Origin of the sequence: Lysinibacillus sp. UBA6686 (assembly GCF_002455205.1) — a bacterium.
GTDB lineage: Bacteria > Bacillota > Bacilli > Bacillales_A > Planococcaceae > Lysinibacillus > Lysinibacillus pakistanensis.
Genome location: NZ_DKJS01000061.1, coordinates 87672 through 102432, shown reverse-complemented (window position 1 = coordinate 102432; position 14761 = coordinate 87672). Strand labels below are relative to the sequence as shown.

Genomic DNA, 14761 nt, shown 5'->3' with positions numbered 1-14761 from the left:
AGTTTTCTCTCTCACCTGAGCGGAAATCAGCTATGTGATCAAGATGCCGATGATGAATATTTTAATGCAATCTGGTTTTCTTCATAGGAAAGTGAAAAGTGTGAGATTGGGGATTATATGTATGTTTGATATGGAGTTTCTTTTTTATCGTAACCAGGACATGCCAGTGCTACTAAATTTTTTATAGAAGAACAAGAAAAGCAAGGGACTGTATTAACAGAAAAAAGAGGTTATACAGCAAGCTGTAAAGGAGCTTGACACAATCACGGAGAGCACTAGCATTCAAAACAAACAAATAGCTGTGATGTGTGCTTTGAAAATGAAAATTTAAACAAGCCCGATATAGCTAGAAATAAATAATACTTAGTCGTAATCTTTTTGGTGTGAAAAGGCATCTCTCAGGTGAAAGATGCCATTTTTCCTTAAAGCATTTGCTTTTTCCATTGAGTAAGAATATCAGCGGATTTCGCAATGTCCATCTTTAACATTACCTGCTTAGCAGAGCAAAGCTTTTTAGCCTTTTCCCATGCATCCTCTAAGGCAGGTAAATAGCTTAAATTTTTTGTAGCTGCAACAAGCTGGAAAAAAATATTACCTTGAATATAATACCAGCGTGGGTTCATGCTATCTAACTGAATTGCTTCTTCAATAAGACGAAGGGCTAAATATGGACTGCCCTCACTGCGATTCAGAAATTGGGCAAAAGCCCCCCAGTAAAGTGCTTTATTTGGTTGTAGTTTGATGGCTTCTGCGTATTGAATATTTGCCTTATCATGCTCTTTCGCCAAAACAAAATATTCAGCCATTATATAGTAAGCATTCGCCTGTGCCTCAATGGACCCAGCTAGCAATTCATCCACCACTTTACCAAACTGCTCATCATCCTGGCTTCCCATATAAGCCGAAAGGACATCACGCTCTGGATAGGAGCCATCTGCTCGTTCCATATTTTGCTTCAATTCACCAGTAGGAATAGGCATATTCGCATAGCCATTCGCCTCCAATAAAGCAACATGTTGCTGAATCGTAGCAAATGCCGTATGCTCTGTGAATGCATTATCAGTTACAATATTTTTGGCTAACTGATAGCTTTCCTTCACGCTCCCATTTACAAATAGTTCATTAATCTTTTGGACACGCTCATCAAACTGTTTGATCACTATTAAAACCCTCACCTTCACCGAAAGAAACGTTTTATTGGTAGTTTACCATCTTCTCGAGAGAAAAGGAGCCTATATCATGTAATACAAGGGTAAATATTTAAAAACGTTTAACATTCTTTTAATTTGAACGACTTTACATGTTGTTCAAGTGTATGTGCCATTTGATTCGTTTCATTTGAGCTATACGCTACCTCATCAATACTTGCTGTTGTTTGCTGGGCTGCCGCTGTAATCGCATTCAATGTTTCCTCAATCTCTTGAATGGATTGCGTTAATTGTTGAATCATCTGAACAACATGATCTGATTTCTCTGCCTCCAAAGTCATAGCATGTGATATCTCAATAATTTCTTCCACTGTATGTGAAACAGCTGCTGAAATATTTCCTAATGATTGAGCAGTTAAACGAACCGTCTTTGTTCCCTTTTCAATATATTCTGTATTATCTTGCGTCGAAGAAGTAACCTGCTGAATATGTCCCATAATTTCCTGTATTAGCTGGTCAACCTTTAATACTTCTTGATTCGATTGCTCAGCAAGTTTTCGAACTTCCTCTGCTACCACTGCAAAGCCCTTGCCATGTTCTCCTGCTCTTGCTGCTTCAATGGAGGCATTCAAAGCCAGTAAATTGGTTTGTTCAGCAATCCCAGCAATGGATGTGGTAATAGCCTGAACTCGCGTTGCTGAAGTGACTAGATTACTAACCGTGTTACTGACCATATCAGAGCCTTTACGGATTAAAGTCATGTCATTATTTATATCCTTAGCAAGTTGCTCTCCTTGTGCGGCAATTTTCATTGTTCCTCTTGTGGTTTCAACACTTGTATCTGCTTTCACTTTTATAGTTTGTAAATCTTCTGCTAAGGATGTAAGTACATCTGTTGCATTTTCTGCATGATGCAGACCATCTGTTACTGTCACCGTAACTTCATAGATATTGTGCGCGACGCCTTGAATCGTATTTGACATATCATTTAATGTGTTAGCGGTTTCATCAGCATTTGTGGCTAATGTAATAGATGTAGTGCGCATCGTCATAATCATATTTTGTAAGTTGACAGTCATACGATCTAATGTGCTTGCTAAATCTCCTACTTCATCATTCCTTTTTACCTTCATTTCCTCCACCGCTAAATTACCATTAGCTATTTGCTTGGCCTGATGAATTAGTAAGGTAATAGGCTTAACTTTACGTCGAATTAAAAAGCCTGTAATAATTGAAGCAATTAACATTGGAAAAATACTAATTAAAATACCACTCTGCACAACCTCCCAAGTTCGCTCCTTCACAATAGTAGCGTCGAAATCAATGACACTGATGGCAATGATTTCTTTACTTGTGTCATGATCCTTAAAAATTGGTGCATAGCCTGATAATCGCTCCATTCCACCATATGTATAGGGTTCGGAGTATGTTGGATGCTTTTTCTCAAGTAATAATTGGATTGCCTCCTGGTCCATGTAAAATGTATCTCCAGGTGCAAAGCCCTTCTCTGCCAAATGATCATCTAAGGCTAGCAATGTACCATCTAGTGTTAAAATATATTGCGTTTGAAAGATGTCTTTGTGTCCTGTTGTCCAGTTTAAATCCTTCCCAATACTCTCTTTTGCTGCTTGCTCCCCACGCAATGCTCTTTCCATATCTTCTGGGCGAATCAAGCCTGTTGTTATATTGGCACATCCATATGCCTCTATTCCCGCTGCATCATATAATTTATTATAAGCCGTTATGTATGTAGCGAACGATGTAATTCCTAGCATCACCACTAAGATACCAGCAATGATCGTTCCGAGTTGAAAAGTTAATGAATTTCGTAATTTCACGATTCATCATCTCCCCTTTCTAGTAAAAATCTATGAATATTCACTTTATTTCTATCATACTATAAAAAGATNNGTATTTAAAAAGCATCTTTTAATGACTAATAGAATGGAAAAAGTATTGGATAAAGTTCTGAATTATGAGATAATTGAAGTGCTATATCTTCATCTATTGGGCATAAAATCTTGATTTAGGAGGGCTTGCTATGAATAGACGTTTTCATGTTGTATCGCTTTTTATTGGAAATTTATTAACACTAGGCGCTATTTTCATTTATGCTATGCAAAGTCAAGTGAATGTTGCCCTCAGTACTTATGCCCTTGTAATGGCTTTTTTAAGTGCATTGCTCATGATCTTTTTCTATGTGTGGGGAGATGAAAAGAAACAAATTTCAAATCGGTTTTCAAAATAATTTAGCAATAATTAAAAACTATTTGAATTTTTCCCTTCCTGCTTTAGTAGGAAAGGGAATTTTTCGTGTGCTTCCTTTTCACTCAAAAAGTAATACTTCAATCACTAGTGTTTCTATTCCCCTCTAGTTATTGATGAACCATTCAGCTTTATTGGCGTAAAATAAGTCCAATTGTTGTAGAAAAATAAATTTTTTTGTAGAAAATTTTAAAACAATGATTGAGTACTATATCAAATTTCTGTATAATCAGCTTGTTTGACAATACTTTTATGAACTTGGGGGTAGACAATTGGGTAAAGCATTGATTATCGGAGCTGGCGGAGTTGCCAGTGTTGTGGTACACAAGTGTGTTCAAAATTCGGACGTATTTGAGGAAATTTGTATCGCAAGTAGAACTGTTTCAAAATGTGACGCTCTAAAAGAAAAACTAGATGGCGGAAAAACAAAAATTCATACTGCACAGGTAGACGCAGACAATACAGAAGAGGTTATTGAGCTTATTAAAGCTTTCGGACCAGATGTAGTCATTAACGTTGCCCTACCTTATCAGGACTTAACGATTATGGATGCTTGCTTAGCGACAGGTGTGCACTATGTGGATACTGCAAACTACGAGCCACCTGAAACGGCAAAATTTGAATATAAATGGCAATGGGCTTATAAAGAGAAGTTTGAAAAAGCTGGCTTAACTGCATTACTTGGTAGCGGTTTTGATCCAGGTGTAACAGGCGTTTTTACAGCTCATGCGCAAAAACATGAATTTGATGAAATCCACTATATCGATATCGTGGATGCAAATGCGGGAGATCATGGTTATCATTTCGCAACAAACTTCAACCCAGAGATTAACATTCGTGAAATAACAGCGAATGGTCGTTACTGGAAAGAAGGCGAGTGGGTGGAAACAGCACCACTTGAGAAAAAAGAGGTTTATAACTTACCAGAAATCGGACCAAAAGATATTTACCTTCTATACCATGAAGAGCTTGAATCACTTGCGAAAAATATCAAAGGTTTAAAACAAATCCGCTTCTGGATGACGTTCTCTGAAAAATACTTAACACACTTAAAAGTATTAGAAAACGTTGGCATGACATCAATCGAACCGATCGAATTTGAAGGTCAAATGATTCAGCCAATCCATTTCCTTAAAGCTGTATTACCAGATCCAGCTTCTCTTGGACCACGTACAAAAGGTAAAACAAATATCGGTTGTATTATTCGTGGTCTTAAAGATGGCAAAGAAAAAACGTACTATGTATACAACGTATGTGACCATGAAGAATGTTATAACGAAGTTGGTTCGCAAGCGATTTCTTATACAACTGGCGTACCAGCTATGATTGGTGCAATGCTTGTGATGAACGGTGAATGGCGCAAACCAGGTGTTTGGAATGTAGAAGATTTCAATCCAGATCCATTCATGGATGCATTAAATAAATGGGGTCTACCATGGCAAGAAAGCCATAACCCAGAATTACTTGACCTTGATTTAGATGCAAAGGAATTAAGCCGATGAAACCAATTGATTTTTCAAAAGTTCCATCCCCTTCTTATGTAGTGGATGAGCGATTATTAACACAAAATCTTGAGCTTTTAAAATCAATTCAAGATCGTACAGGCTGCCGCATTTTACTAGCCCTTAAAGGTTTTTCTATGCATTCAACATTCCCTTTAGTAGGAGAATATTTAGCAGGCATTACAGCCAGCTCACTGCATGAAGCACGTCTTGGCTATGAAAAAATGGGCAAAGAAGTTCACGTTTATGCTCCTGCTTATATTGAGCATGAAATGGACGAGCTTCTAGGCTATGTGGATCACATCGTGTTTAACTCATTTAACCAATGGGCTCAGTTCAAGGATAAAGTGAAATCTGCTGGTAAAACAATTGAATGTGGTATTCGTGTGAATCCTGAGTACTCTGAAATTGAAACAGCTCTTTATGATCCTTGTTATACGAATTCCCGTCTTGGCACAACTTTGGCTAACTTCGATAAATCCCAACTTGACGGCATCGATGGCTTACACTTCCATGCGATGTGTGAACAAAATTCAGATACGTTAGAGCGTATTATTGAAGTAGTAGAAGAAAAGTTTGGTGATGTTTTACACCAAATGAAATGGTTGAACTTCGGTGGTGGCCACCATATTACACGTGAAGATTATGATGTAGAGAAGCTTGTGAATATCATTAATTATGTGCAAGAAAAGTATAACCTGCTTGTGTATTTAGAGCCAGGTGAAGCAGTAGCCCTTAATACTGGTTATTTGGTAGCTACAGTCCTTGATATCCAAGAAAATGGGATGGATCTTGCTATTCTAGATACATCAGCAACATGTCATATGCCTGACGTACTTGAAATGCCATACCGTCCAATGATTATTGGTTCTGGTCAAGCGAATGAATTAGCCCACACATATCGCCTAGGTGGACTTACATGTCTTGCTGGTGATGTAATTGGCGATTATTCATTTGAGCAGCCACTAAAACCAGGTGACCGTCTTGTATTTACAGATATGGCCCATTATTCAATGGTGAAAAACCATATGTTTAACGGCGTCAACTTACCTTCAATCGTTTCTTACAATGATGAAGAGGGCATTAAAGTCATTCGTGAATTTAAATTTGAAGACTATAGTGGCCGACTTTCTTAAAAAATGTCAAACACCTCCAGCTAAAATTGGAGGTGTTTTATTATCTTCTTAGGTTTTAAAAGGACTACCTTTCTCCTGGCTCTTGAAAAGTAGTCTTAGTGTTTTACATCATTCAACTTCGATTTCAGTTCTTAACTGTAATACTTCCTCTACAGTTAAGCTAGTTAATTGCATAATTTGTTCATTATCGTAACCTGATGCAATCATATTTTTTGCCACCGCTTTAATTCCTTTCTCTATTCCTTTCTCTATTCCTTCTTGTTGTGCATGATATTTAGCATCCTCTAGTTTAGCTACTTCATCAATCATGTACTTTAAACGAGACTGGTAGGCAATAATTGTTTCAGGTGTTTGGCTTAACTCTTCCCATGCACTTAGTGCTTGTTGCAAGTTTTCGTCTTTCATTGTTAATGCCTCCAATTCTAGATAAATATCATCATATGTTTTTTGCTTACGAGCATCTACCATGCCAAGTAATAATAACCATCTAACTAAAATATCGTCCAGAGCGTTTAATGTTTGGTTAAACCAGGCATGTAGAAACTTGTCCATTTCAATAAAGTGAATTTCTAATACATCGTCTTTTGATCTTAAGCGTTGAAGTAACGCATCTTCATATAAATGATAGGTACTATGATAATGGACGATTTCTTCAAATAATGTAAAATGGCAAATATTGATAGTTATAGTGGGGCGTAGTGTATGATACCCTAGTCCTTTTTGTAGCTGGGTTGTAAATAATCGTGACCAATAAAACATCGACCGTTTAAACATATCCTGCTGAGTGGAAAGCTGCATTTCAATATTAATCAGCTCTCCTGCTTGCGTTTTCACTACAATATCAAGTCGTGATTGTTTATCGTCTTGATATTCACCACCTAACTCTTGATTTAAAAACATTGCTTCTGTAATAGTTGCCCGACCTGTACGTTGTAAAATGGCATTCAGAAAGACTATAGTTATATGTTTGTTGCGCTCACTGCCAAAAAGCTGTTTAAACGCAAAATCTACTTTTAAATCCAATAACTTTGAAAGAGGGATTCGTTGCAATGCCTTTTTACTCATTCACATCAGCCCTGTTCTTTTCTATTATTATAGCATGTCTTTACATATCCTCCTATATCTATAGCTAATGCACCTATGCTGTTAGTAATCCTTTTACATTTGATAGAAAAATGACACATCGATTTGTCAATGTGCGTTTTTTATTATGTATAGTTTTTCAGCATATTGATTTACTGGTCTGAGCAACGCATTGCGAATTCTGAAGGAACAAAATTCTATACGACAAAAATATTCTAGAAGCCATTTGGACGTTTAATCCCATATTCCCATAAAAAAAGTAGAGGTTCTAGCCCTCTACGTTTGTTAGCATAATTAATATAAGTATCAAGTGTACTTTGCTCTACTATGGCTGCATATTCATCCAACTATCAACATGATGAATGGCAACCCCTTGATAGCTTGTTTTTTTCACATAGTGACGTTGAACAAGTGCTAGTTGCTTATTCATATAGGCTTCACCATTATCATAAAAAGTAATATTTTGATTATCATCTAATGCACCTGTTTCAACACTAATAACAATGGATTTATTAACTTTTTTGGCATAGGCTACTTCATGTTGTACAATTTTAATAATATCTTTTGCTGTATTTCGATAAGCCATAATAGAAACGCTCTCTACTTGATTTATCACCCATTCAGCAAGTAATCCTTTTCCAAATTGATTGTTGTATTTAATTTCGTCAAACCAGAACGGCATATCTGCTTCCAAAGGTAATTGTAATTGCTTGGTTTCCTTTTTGGCTCTTGTAAGAAGTGCTTGATAGGATTCAATTGATTGTGGTTGATTATAGCTCCATCCACTATTTAAGTATGGCTCTATATCGAGATGAACGCCTGAAAATCGCTCTGTCACTTCAGCATTTTTATTATATGTATGTAACCAATCAAACAACTGATCCTGCATTTTATAGCCATCTTTAGATACCCAATCTGGCGCTCCGTCCAATGCATATATTTTGATACCCCTTGCAGTTGCATGACTAATAAAACGCTTATAGTCGGCACTTACTATATCCATATTAATCTGTAAATACAGTTTGTTTACCTGCTTGTTCTCTAAAAACGAAAGTACTCCTGCCTCATCCTCAATAATCCTTGAAGTATCCCATAACCAAGTAGCCTTATCTTCCACGGTCACTGCGTCTACCTTTCCAAATGATAGTCCAAACGTACTGGCAATTGTAACAAAAATAACAATAGTTACTGTTAATAAAGAACAACTTTTCATGTCTTACAGCTCCATTCTATTTGCCAGAGCTCCTAGAACAGAACCTGGTAACCTGACAATCATGCACTAAAATAGTGTTTAGACTCATGGCTTTGCGTCCTTCTCTTTCGACAAGTTTGCCTTTTACAGTTGTTTTCTTTTCCTTATCATACATGGTAAAAATAAAAATGTCTGTAGGAAAAATGCATACTAATCATTAATAAGGAGGAATAAAATCATATTCAAACGGGTTATTTTTACTATTAAAAATAAAAAACGTAGTGCCTTCAAGCATCTACGTTTTCTTGTTCATTTTCCAGCATTTTATGCAAGTAATTAATAATTTCACGAATTCCTTCTAGTGAATTGACTAGTATTTTTGGGTCCACATAGGTAATCATACGATTTTCCAGGTTTGCCACTGCTGTAAAATAACGTGTTTTTGAATAGTTGACAAGTCCCATCTGCTGTAAAACAGACGTGTCAAAATCTAGAATTTCACGGGCTTCCGTTACAAGTAATCCATAATTCACAACATCTGTATTCAATACTATAATACGTGCTGTTACAGCATTTGAAGAACGATTATATAGAATACGTTCAAAATCAAGCACTGGGATAAGCTCACCACGAATTCTTGTGAAGCCTAGAAGATAATTAGGTAAATGAGGAATCGGTGTTACATGCTCTAATTTTTCAATTGAAATTGCTTGTTCCACAGGCACTGCATACTCTTCAGTTCCACAAGCAAAAACTACTGCCTTTACACTTTCCATGCGGTCACATCCTTCAATTTCTGCTGTTATTTTTTTGCAGATTCTTTGACAATTTCAACTAGTAAATCTGCTAATTTTTCTAATTCTTCTACTGGGATTTTTTCATTTGTTGTATGAATATCTTCGTAGCCAACAGAAAGGTTGACTGTAGGGATGCCAAAGCCTGCAATTACATTTGCATCTGAACCTCCTCCAGAAATCCCTAGGGTCGGTGTGCGATCAATGTTACGTGCTGCTGCCATTGCGACTTGAACGACTTTATCTGTTTCAGTTACTCGGAATCCTGGATACATAAGCTTTACTTCTACTTCAGCACGTGCTCCAAGTGATGCTGAGATTTGTTCAAATGTCTCCTGCATATGCTTCGTTTGAGCATCGAGCTTCATTTTATCAATTGAACGAGCCTCTGCAAGAATATTCACTTCATCACATACAATATTCGTAGCCTGACCACCCTCAAAACGACCAATATTTGCTGTAGTTTCTTCATCTAAACGTCCTAGCTTCATCTTTGCAATACATTTTGCAGCCACTGTAATCGCTGATACTCCTTTTTCTGGAGCTACACCAGCGTGAGCAGTTTTGCCAATAATTTTGGCGAAGACTTTTGCTTGATATGGTGCCGCTGTAACAATTCCACCCACTTTGCCATCACTATCCACTGCAAAGCCGTATTTTGCTTTAATTTTGGATGCATCTAACTCTTTTGCCCCAACAAGTCCACTTTCTTCACCCGCAGTGATGATAAATTCAATATCTCCATGCTCAATATTTTGCTCTTTTAAACGTTTCACCATTTCTAGTAATGCTGCAAGCCCAGCTTTATCATCAGCGCCCAAAATTGTAGTACCATCTGACACGATATACCCATCCTCTCGTAAAGATGGCTTAATCCCTTTACCTGGTACAACTGTATCCATATGAGAAGTAAAATAAATTGGTTCAACATCTAAAGAACCTTTTAAAGTAGCCAATATATTGCCTGCTCCATGTCCATTTCGTGTATGGGCATCATCCTGTTCTACTGTAAAACCAAGCGCTGTTAATTTGTCCATTAAAACCGGCGCAATCAAATGCTCATATTTTGTTTCTGAATCAATTTGTACGAGCTCGAAAAACTCTTCTACTAAACGACTTGTCATGTTGTAAGACTCCCTTAGTTTACGTGTATTACCACGTTATAGTATATGTATTATTTTAGCACAACGTTAGAGGAGTTGAAATAATTCACTAGCAGTTCGAGACTAATTTTTGGAAGGAAATAAAAAGCTCGTGAAAGAGGGAGTTTATCCCTTTCCACAAGCTTCTTATAGTTGGAAGATAGCATCTTTTTCACGTTCAAGTAACTGAAGATATTCAACCGCTTTATGATGCTTATCCTGTAAACGCCAAATTGTATTATGTACATCATCTTGCACACGAGACACTTGCTCCCTAGCAGTTGATATTTTGGAGTGAACTGACCAGGCTGAGAAAATATCATCAAAGAAGTAGTCTGCAAATTTGACAAAGCCATCTGTTTCAACATGTAATGATTTCGTTGATAAATCATGGATGTCCAGAAGCTCATTATGAAATCGCTGTAAAGCAATTTGAGCATCGTGAAGATAATTTTCAGACTGATTTAGTGCATCATGCTTCAAATGTGTAGCAATAAGTCCCCCTCCCAAAAACGTATCCCATGTTGAAAAACCATTAGCGGAATGTAGAGAAGCAGCCGCTTGCCCAAGCATTGTTAATGCATTTTCACCAGCCTCTTCAGCCTCCTTCATTTCTATAATTAATTGCTTCGTTACTATTTCTTCATGGGCTAATTGCTCTAATTTTTTTGCTTGCTCTGGCTCATGTATTTGTAGGTAGCCCTTCTTTTTAGCATTCAGCTTGTTTAAAGCTTCTTGTAAATGTTGTTCATTAATTTGAGTAAGTTTTGACTCAGCTTGTGCTAAATCGATTGTTAAATCTTCCTGCATTTTCTTTGCTTCATTTATTTTTAATTCAAGAACGGCTGCTTTATCAATTTTCTCTGCTCGTAGTTCATCTTGCTGCCCCGTCCACGTACGAATCATATTCATAAACGAAAAGCCTTCTAATTTATCAAGTTTCGTTCGAATGTGATTGAGTGCTATAGAATGTTTGTAAATGTCCTGTTGTGCACGCTCAAGTTGATTTTCAATTAATCGTTTTTGCTCATTTAATCTACTAACATTTCTTAATTGTGCATGTATGATTTCCTGTTCATTTTGTAATTGTTTCCATTCCATTCATCTCAACTCCTCTTATCTATTTGTACGGATGAAAAGAGTAAATGTTTCAATTATCTGTCATCTTTTATCATTTTTCGTCAATTTTTTTGTGCCAACAGGAAAGCCCAGCAAATGGCTGCTGGGCTTGTACAAATTTTATAGTGGAATATTTCCGTGTTTTTTCTCTGGGCGTGATTCATGTTTATTTGAAAGCATGTCTAAACCTTGAATTAGCTTAATACGTGTATCACGTGGATCAATGACATCATCTACCATACCGCGAGATGCTGCAACATATGGGTTTGCGAACTTTTCTTTGTATTCTTCAATTTTCGCTGCACGTGTTGCTTCTGGATCGTCAGATTTTGCAATCTCGCGCGCAAAGATAATATTCGCGGCACCTGCTGCACCCATAACAGCGATTTCAGCGTTTGGCCAAGCAAATACAAGGTCAGCCCCAATTGATTTTGAGTTAAGCGCAACATAAGCACCGCCATAAGCCTTACGTAAAATAACTGTAATTTTCGGTACAGTTGCTTCTGAGTATGCATAAAGAATTTTTGCTCCATGACGGATGATTCCACCATGCTCTTGCTTAACGCCTGGGAAGAAGCCAGAAACGTCTTCAAAAGTGATGATTGGAACATTGTATGCATCACAAGTACGGATGAAACGAGCTGCTTTGTCAGAAGAATCGATATCTAGTCCACCAGCAAGTACTTTTGGTTGGTTACAAACTAGACCAACAGACTCACCTGCGATACGTGCAAAACCTACTACTACGTTTTTCGCAAATTCTGAGTGAACTTCCATAAATGAACCTTCGTCCACTACTTGCTCAACCACTCTCCGTACGTCATAAGGGCGAGTTGTTTCAATTGGCACAGTATCCACGATTTCAGGACGGTAGTCGTCACCTTCTGGACGTGCCTGACGTGGCGCTTTTTCCTTATTATTTTGTGGAAGATAGCTTAATAGTTTTTTAATTTGATCAATCGCTTCTTCTTCAGATGGTGCGCGGAAGTGTGCATTACCACTTACAGCGTTGTTTACTTTTGAACCACCTAAGTCTTCTGCAGAGATTTTTTCACCTGTTACTGTTTCAATTACTTTAGGACCTGTTATGAACATTTGAGATGTTTTGTCAACCATTAAGATAAAGTCTGTGATTGCGGGAGAATAAACTGCTCCACCAGCACATGGTCCCATAATTACTGAAATTTGTGGGATTACGCCAGAGTAGATGGCATTGCGATAGAAAATATGACCGTATCCATCAAGTGAAAGGACGCCTTCTTGAATACGTGCACCACCTGAATCATTAATACCAATGAATGGCGTGCCGTTTTTCGCAGCAAGATCCATTACTGTGGCCATTTTTTTCGCATGCATTTCACCCAATGCTCCACCAAATACAGTAAAATCTTGAGAGAATAAGTAAACAGGACGTCCGTTAATTTTACCGAAACCAGTAACTACACCATCACCAGGTCCTTCCATCTTGTCCATACCGAAGTCAACTGTACGATGTGTAATGAATGGGTTGATTTCAAAAAATGTACCTTCGTCCAGCAATAATTCAATGCGCTCACGAGCAGTTAGTTTACCTTTTTCATGTTGCTTGTCGATGCGCTCATAGCCACCACCAAGTTCAATTACCGTCTTACGGTCATATAACTCATTAATTTTGTCGAACATATCCATACTAATCACTTATCCCCTTTTCCACTTTTATCGCATAATTCATATAACACACCGAAAGATGATTTAGGATGCATGAAGGCTACCTCTGCACCACCAGCGCCTGGTCCTGGCTCTTCTGATAAAAGACGTACACCTTTTTCACGAAGCTCTGACATACGCTCACGAATCCCTGTCACACCGAAAGCTACATGGTGAATACCTTCCCCACGTTTTTCGATATATCCATGAATGGTACTTTTTTCACTCATGGGTTCCAGCAATTCGATTTTTACATTGCCAGCGTCTATAAATGCAACGCGAACCTGTTGAGATTCAACCTCTTCTACTTTTAACAGCTTTAAGCCTAAAGTTTCTGTATAATATGTAATGCGTTCATCAAGATCACGCACCGCAATCCCAATATGATCTACTTTCTCCATGGTGACATCTCCTTCTGTTATGGTACATACTCTATTTTACAGACTTTTTTGTCAAAACTCTACTACTTGAGAAATTTTTCAGATTTGCTAAACTATTTATAAGAAAAGAAGGAGCGAACGAGCATATGAGTAATAAAAAATTTCAAAAAATCGTCGTTTATACGATGGTCGCAATCATGATAATTTCATCTCTAGCATTCGGCTTATCTATGTTAGTGTAATGAAAAGCTAGGCGTCCGCATTACTGCGGGCGCTCTTTCTTTACCTTCAACCCCTTGAAAGATTGTTTAATTTCTAAATATCGGTCCATTTCCTCCATAAATTGATACAGTGCCGCTTGTGCTAAAAATTGCTCGTGATTTTGTGGTAGTGGTAATTGGGCAAAATCTCGCCTCACCTGCTCTAGCTTCTCTCTAAAATGACTAGCCGTATTTCCTGAATGAACATGCTCAGCAAGATCTTGAACAAAGTCAGCCACTATCGTCGCCTCTTGTACTATAACAGGTAGGGCTGTTATTTTCGGGAGTACTCTTTCAATAATTTCGAGCTGCTGTTCACGCATATCAAAATAAACATAGTAATCATTTTTTCGTCTCATAAAGTGATTTTCAACATCTTTAAAGGCTAGTGATTTCGCATTATTTAAAGCTGTAATAGCTTCAATTATTTCTTGCCCATCCCACAGTGTATCGCCTTCTCTTAAATAATTAGCAATTTCTAAAAAAATTTTACTATATAGCTCCTCAATTTTAACTCGATAGTAATTTAATTCCTTTTGTATATCTGGCATATACATATTAATTGCTATTCCCGTTCCATAACCAATTGCCATTAAAGCAAATTCATTTGAAACCAATGTCCACGAGAATTTTTCAGCAGCATAAATATGCATAATAATTACTGCACTTGAGACAAAGCCGTCTGCTACCTTCAATGATACAATTGTGGGGATAAAAATAATGAGCATCCCTGCTAGTGTAAGTGGGTGATATGAAAATAACTCAAAGCTTAGAAAGGCATAAAGCATACCGATAATACTTGCAACAAATCGTGTATAAGCAGCATGAAGGGATTTTTTCTTCGTTGGTTGTACACAAAGTATTGTTAAAATACCTGCAGATGCATAAGAAGCTAATTCGAAATACTGGGCAATGGCTATTGCAATGGCTGCACCAGTTGCCGTTTTTAATGTACGATAGCCGATTGAAAACTTCTTCAAGTCGACTGCCTCCCATCCTCCATTACTCTTCACTTATTCTATTCATCAAATCAATTCAATTTTTGAGGTAAATC

Annotated in this window: 15 protein-coding genes and 1 riboswitch; of the genes, 4 read left to right on the top strand and 11 right to left on the bottom strand. The window is 37.4% G+C overall.

Annotated features, from left to right (window positions below):
* Nucleotides 1–422: 422 nt before the first annotated feature.
* Both B2R82_RS16300 and B2R82_RS16295 read right to left on the bottom strand, forming a co-directional pair.
* Complete coding sequence (locus B2R82_RS16300) at nucleotides 423–1160, bottom strand: tetratricopeptide repeat protein (protein ID WP_286925929.1); 738 nt, start codon at nucleotides 1158–1160, stop codon at nucleotides 423–425.
* Between the two features lie 110 nt (nucleotides 1161–1270).
* Complete coding sequence (locus B2R82_RS16295; protein WP_286925927.1) at nucleotides 1271–2986, bottom strand: methyl-accepting chemotaxis protein; 1716 nt, start codon at nucleotides 2984–2986, stop codon at nucleotides 1271–1273.
* Between the two features lie 203 nt (nucleotides 2987–3189).
* Here B2R82_RS16295 and B2R82_RS16290 point away from each other — a divergent pair, with 203 nt between their 5' ends.
* The 3 genes from B2R82_RS16290 to nspC all read left to right on the top strand — a co-directional run bounded on the left by B2R82_RS16290 (nucleotide 3190) and on the right by nspC (nucleotide 6051).
* The gene (locus tag B2R82_RS16290) at nucleotides 3190–3396 is read left to right on the top strand and encodes a hypothetical protein (protein ID WP_286925926.1); all 207 of its coding nucleotides are present in this window, start codon (nucleotides 3190–3192) and stop codon (nucleotides 3394–3396) included.
* Between the two features lie 289 nt (nucleotides 3397–3685).
* Nucleotides 3686–4915, top strand: coding sequence for a saccharopine dehydrogenase family protein (locus B2R82_RS16285; RefSeq protein WP_155591447.1), 1230 nt, complete (start codon nucleotides 3686–3688; stop codon nucleotides 4913–4915).
* Entirely contained in the window at nucleotides 4912–6051 is a 1140-nt protein-coding gene (gene nspC / locus B2R82_RS16280; protein ID WP_286925925.1) for a carboxynorspermidine decarboxylase, read from the top strand. Before B2R82_RS16285 ends, nspC begins: the two co-directional genes overlap by 4 nt.
* A gap of 108 nt (nucleotides 6052–6159) precedes the next feature.
* Here the strand turns inward: nspC and B2R82_RS16275 are convergent, their stop codons facing one another.
* The 8 genes from B2R82_RS16275 to mce form a co-directional block, all read right to left on the bottom strand.
* Nucleotides 6160–7116: an Rpn family recombination-promoting nuclease/putative transposase gene (locus tag B2R82_RS16275; protein ID WP_286925924.1), complete on the bottom strand. Its 957-nt coding sequence runs from the start codon at nucleotides 7114–7116 to the stop codon at nucleotides 6160–6162.
* A gap of 233 nt (nucleotides 7117–7349) precedes the next feature.
* Nucleotides 7350–7481, bottom strand: coding sequence for a hypothetical protein (locus B2R82_RS16270; protein WP_286925923.1), 132 nt, complete (start codon nucleotides 7479–7481; stop codon nucleotides 7350–7352).
* Complete coding sequence (locus tag B2R82_RS16265) at nucleotides 7460–8347, bottom strand: amidase (RefSeq protein WP_286925922.1); 888 nt, start codon at nucleotides 8345–8347, stop codon at nucleotides 7460–7462. Before B2R82_RS16265 ends, B2R82_RS16270 begins: the two co-directional genes overlap by 22 nt.
* A gap of 43 nt (nucleotides 8348–8390) precedes the next feature.
* Nucleotides 8391–8478, bottom strand: a riboswitch (cyclic di-GMP riboswitch).
* A 135-nt stretch (nucleotides 8479–8613) separates the two neighbouring features.
* A complete protein-coding gene (locus tag B2R82_RS16260; RefSeq protein ID WP_054771658.1) occupies nucleotides 8614–9102 on the bottom strand; it encodes a chemotaxis protein CheW in 489 nt (162 codons plus the stop codon).
* A gap of 26 nt (nucleotides 9103–9128) precedes the next feature.
* Nucleotides 9129–10244, bottom strand: coding sequence for a M20/M25/M40 family metallo-hydrolase (locus tag B2R82_RS16255; protein ID WP_286925921.1), 1116 nt, complete (start codon nucleotides 10242–10244; stop codon nucleotides 9129–9131).
* Nucleotides 10245–10409: 165 nt separating this feature from the next.
* Nucleotides 10410–11363, bottom strand: a complete 954-nt coding sequence (locus B2R82_RS16250; RefSeq protein ID WP_286925919.1) for a hypothetical protein — start codon at nucleotides 11361–11363, stop codon at nucleotides 10410–10412.
* Between the two features lie 138 nt (nucleotides 11364–11501).
* Nucleotides 11502–13049, bottom strand: coding sequence for an acyl-CoA carboxylase subunit beta (locus tag B2R82_RS16245; protein ID WP_283868548.1), 1548 nt, complete (start codon nucleotides 13047–13049; stop codon nucleotides 11502–11504).
* A 5-nt stretch (nucleotides 13050–13054) separates the two neighbouring features.
* The gene (mce, locus tag B2R82_RS16240) at nucleotides 13055–13468 is read right to left on the bottom strand and encodes a methylmalonyl-CoA epimerase (RefSeq protein ID WP_286925917.1); all 414 of its coding nucleotides are present in this window, start codon (nucleotides 13466–13468) and stop codon (nucleotides 13055–13057) included.
* A 125-nt stretch (nucleotides 13469–13593) separates the two neighbouring features.
* On the opposite strand from mce, the gene prli42 reads away from it, so the two are divergent.
* Nucleotides 13594–13689 (top strand): stressosome-associated protein Prli42, encoded by a 96-nt coding sequence (prli42, locus tag B2R82_RS16235; RefSeq protein ID WP_283164667.1) that lies wholly within the window; start codon nucleotides 13594–13596, stop codon nucleotides 13687–13689.
* A 20-nt stretch (nucleotides 13690–13709) separates the two neighbouring features.
* On the opposite strand, the gene B2R82_RS16230 is transcribed toward prli42, so the two are convergent.
* Nucleotides 13710–14687, bottom strand: a complete 978-nt coding sequence (locus B2R82_RS16230) for an aromatic acid exporter family protein (RefSeq protein WP_286925913.1) — start codon at nucleotides 14685–14687, stop codon at nucleotides 13710–13712.
* Between the last annotated feature and the right edge of the window lie 74 nt (nucleotides 14688–14761).

Bases quoted from the DNA above. Each gene is read 5' to 3' on its own strand.
- B2R82_RS16260 (WP_054771658.1), bottom strand. From the start codon at position 9,102: ATGGAAAGTGTAAAGGCAGTAGTTTTTGCTTGTGGAACTGAAGAGTAT.
- mce (WP_286925917.1), bottom strand. From the start codon at position 13,468: ATGGAGAAAGTAGATCATATTGGGATTGCGGTGCGTGATCTTGATGAA.
- B2R82_RS16290 (WP_286925926.1), top strand. From the start codon at position 3,190: ATGAATAGACGTTTTCATGTTGTATCGCTTTTTATTGGAAATTTATTA.
- B2R82_RS16275 (WP_286925924.1), bottom strand. From the start codon at position 7,116: ATGAGTAAAAAGGCATTGCAACGAATCCCTCTTTCAAAGTTATTGGAT.
- B2R82_RS16255 (WP_286925921.1), bottom strand. From the start codon at position 10,244: ATGACAAGTCGTTTAGTAGAAGAGTTTTTCGAGCTCGTACAAATTGAT.
- B2R82_RS16245 (WP_283868548.1), bottom strand. From the start codon at position 13,049: ATGGATATGTTCGACAAAATTAATGAGTTATATGACCGTAAGACGGTA.
- nspC (WP_286925925.1), top strand. From the start codon at position 4,912: ATGAAACCAATTGATTTTTCAAAAGTTCCATCCCCTTCTTATGTAGTG.
- B2R82_RS16265 (WP_286925922.1), bottom strand. From the start codon at position 8,347: ATGAAAAGTTGTTCTTTATTAACAGTAACTATTGTTATTTTTGTTACA.
- prli42 (WP_283164667.1), top strand. From the start codon at position 13,594: ATGAGTAATAAAAAATTTCAAAAAATCGTCGTTTATACGATGGTCGCA.
- B2R82_RS16250 (WP_286925919.1), bottom strand. From the start codon at position 11,363: ATGGAATGGAAACAATTACAAAATGAACAGGAAATCATACATGCACAA.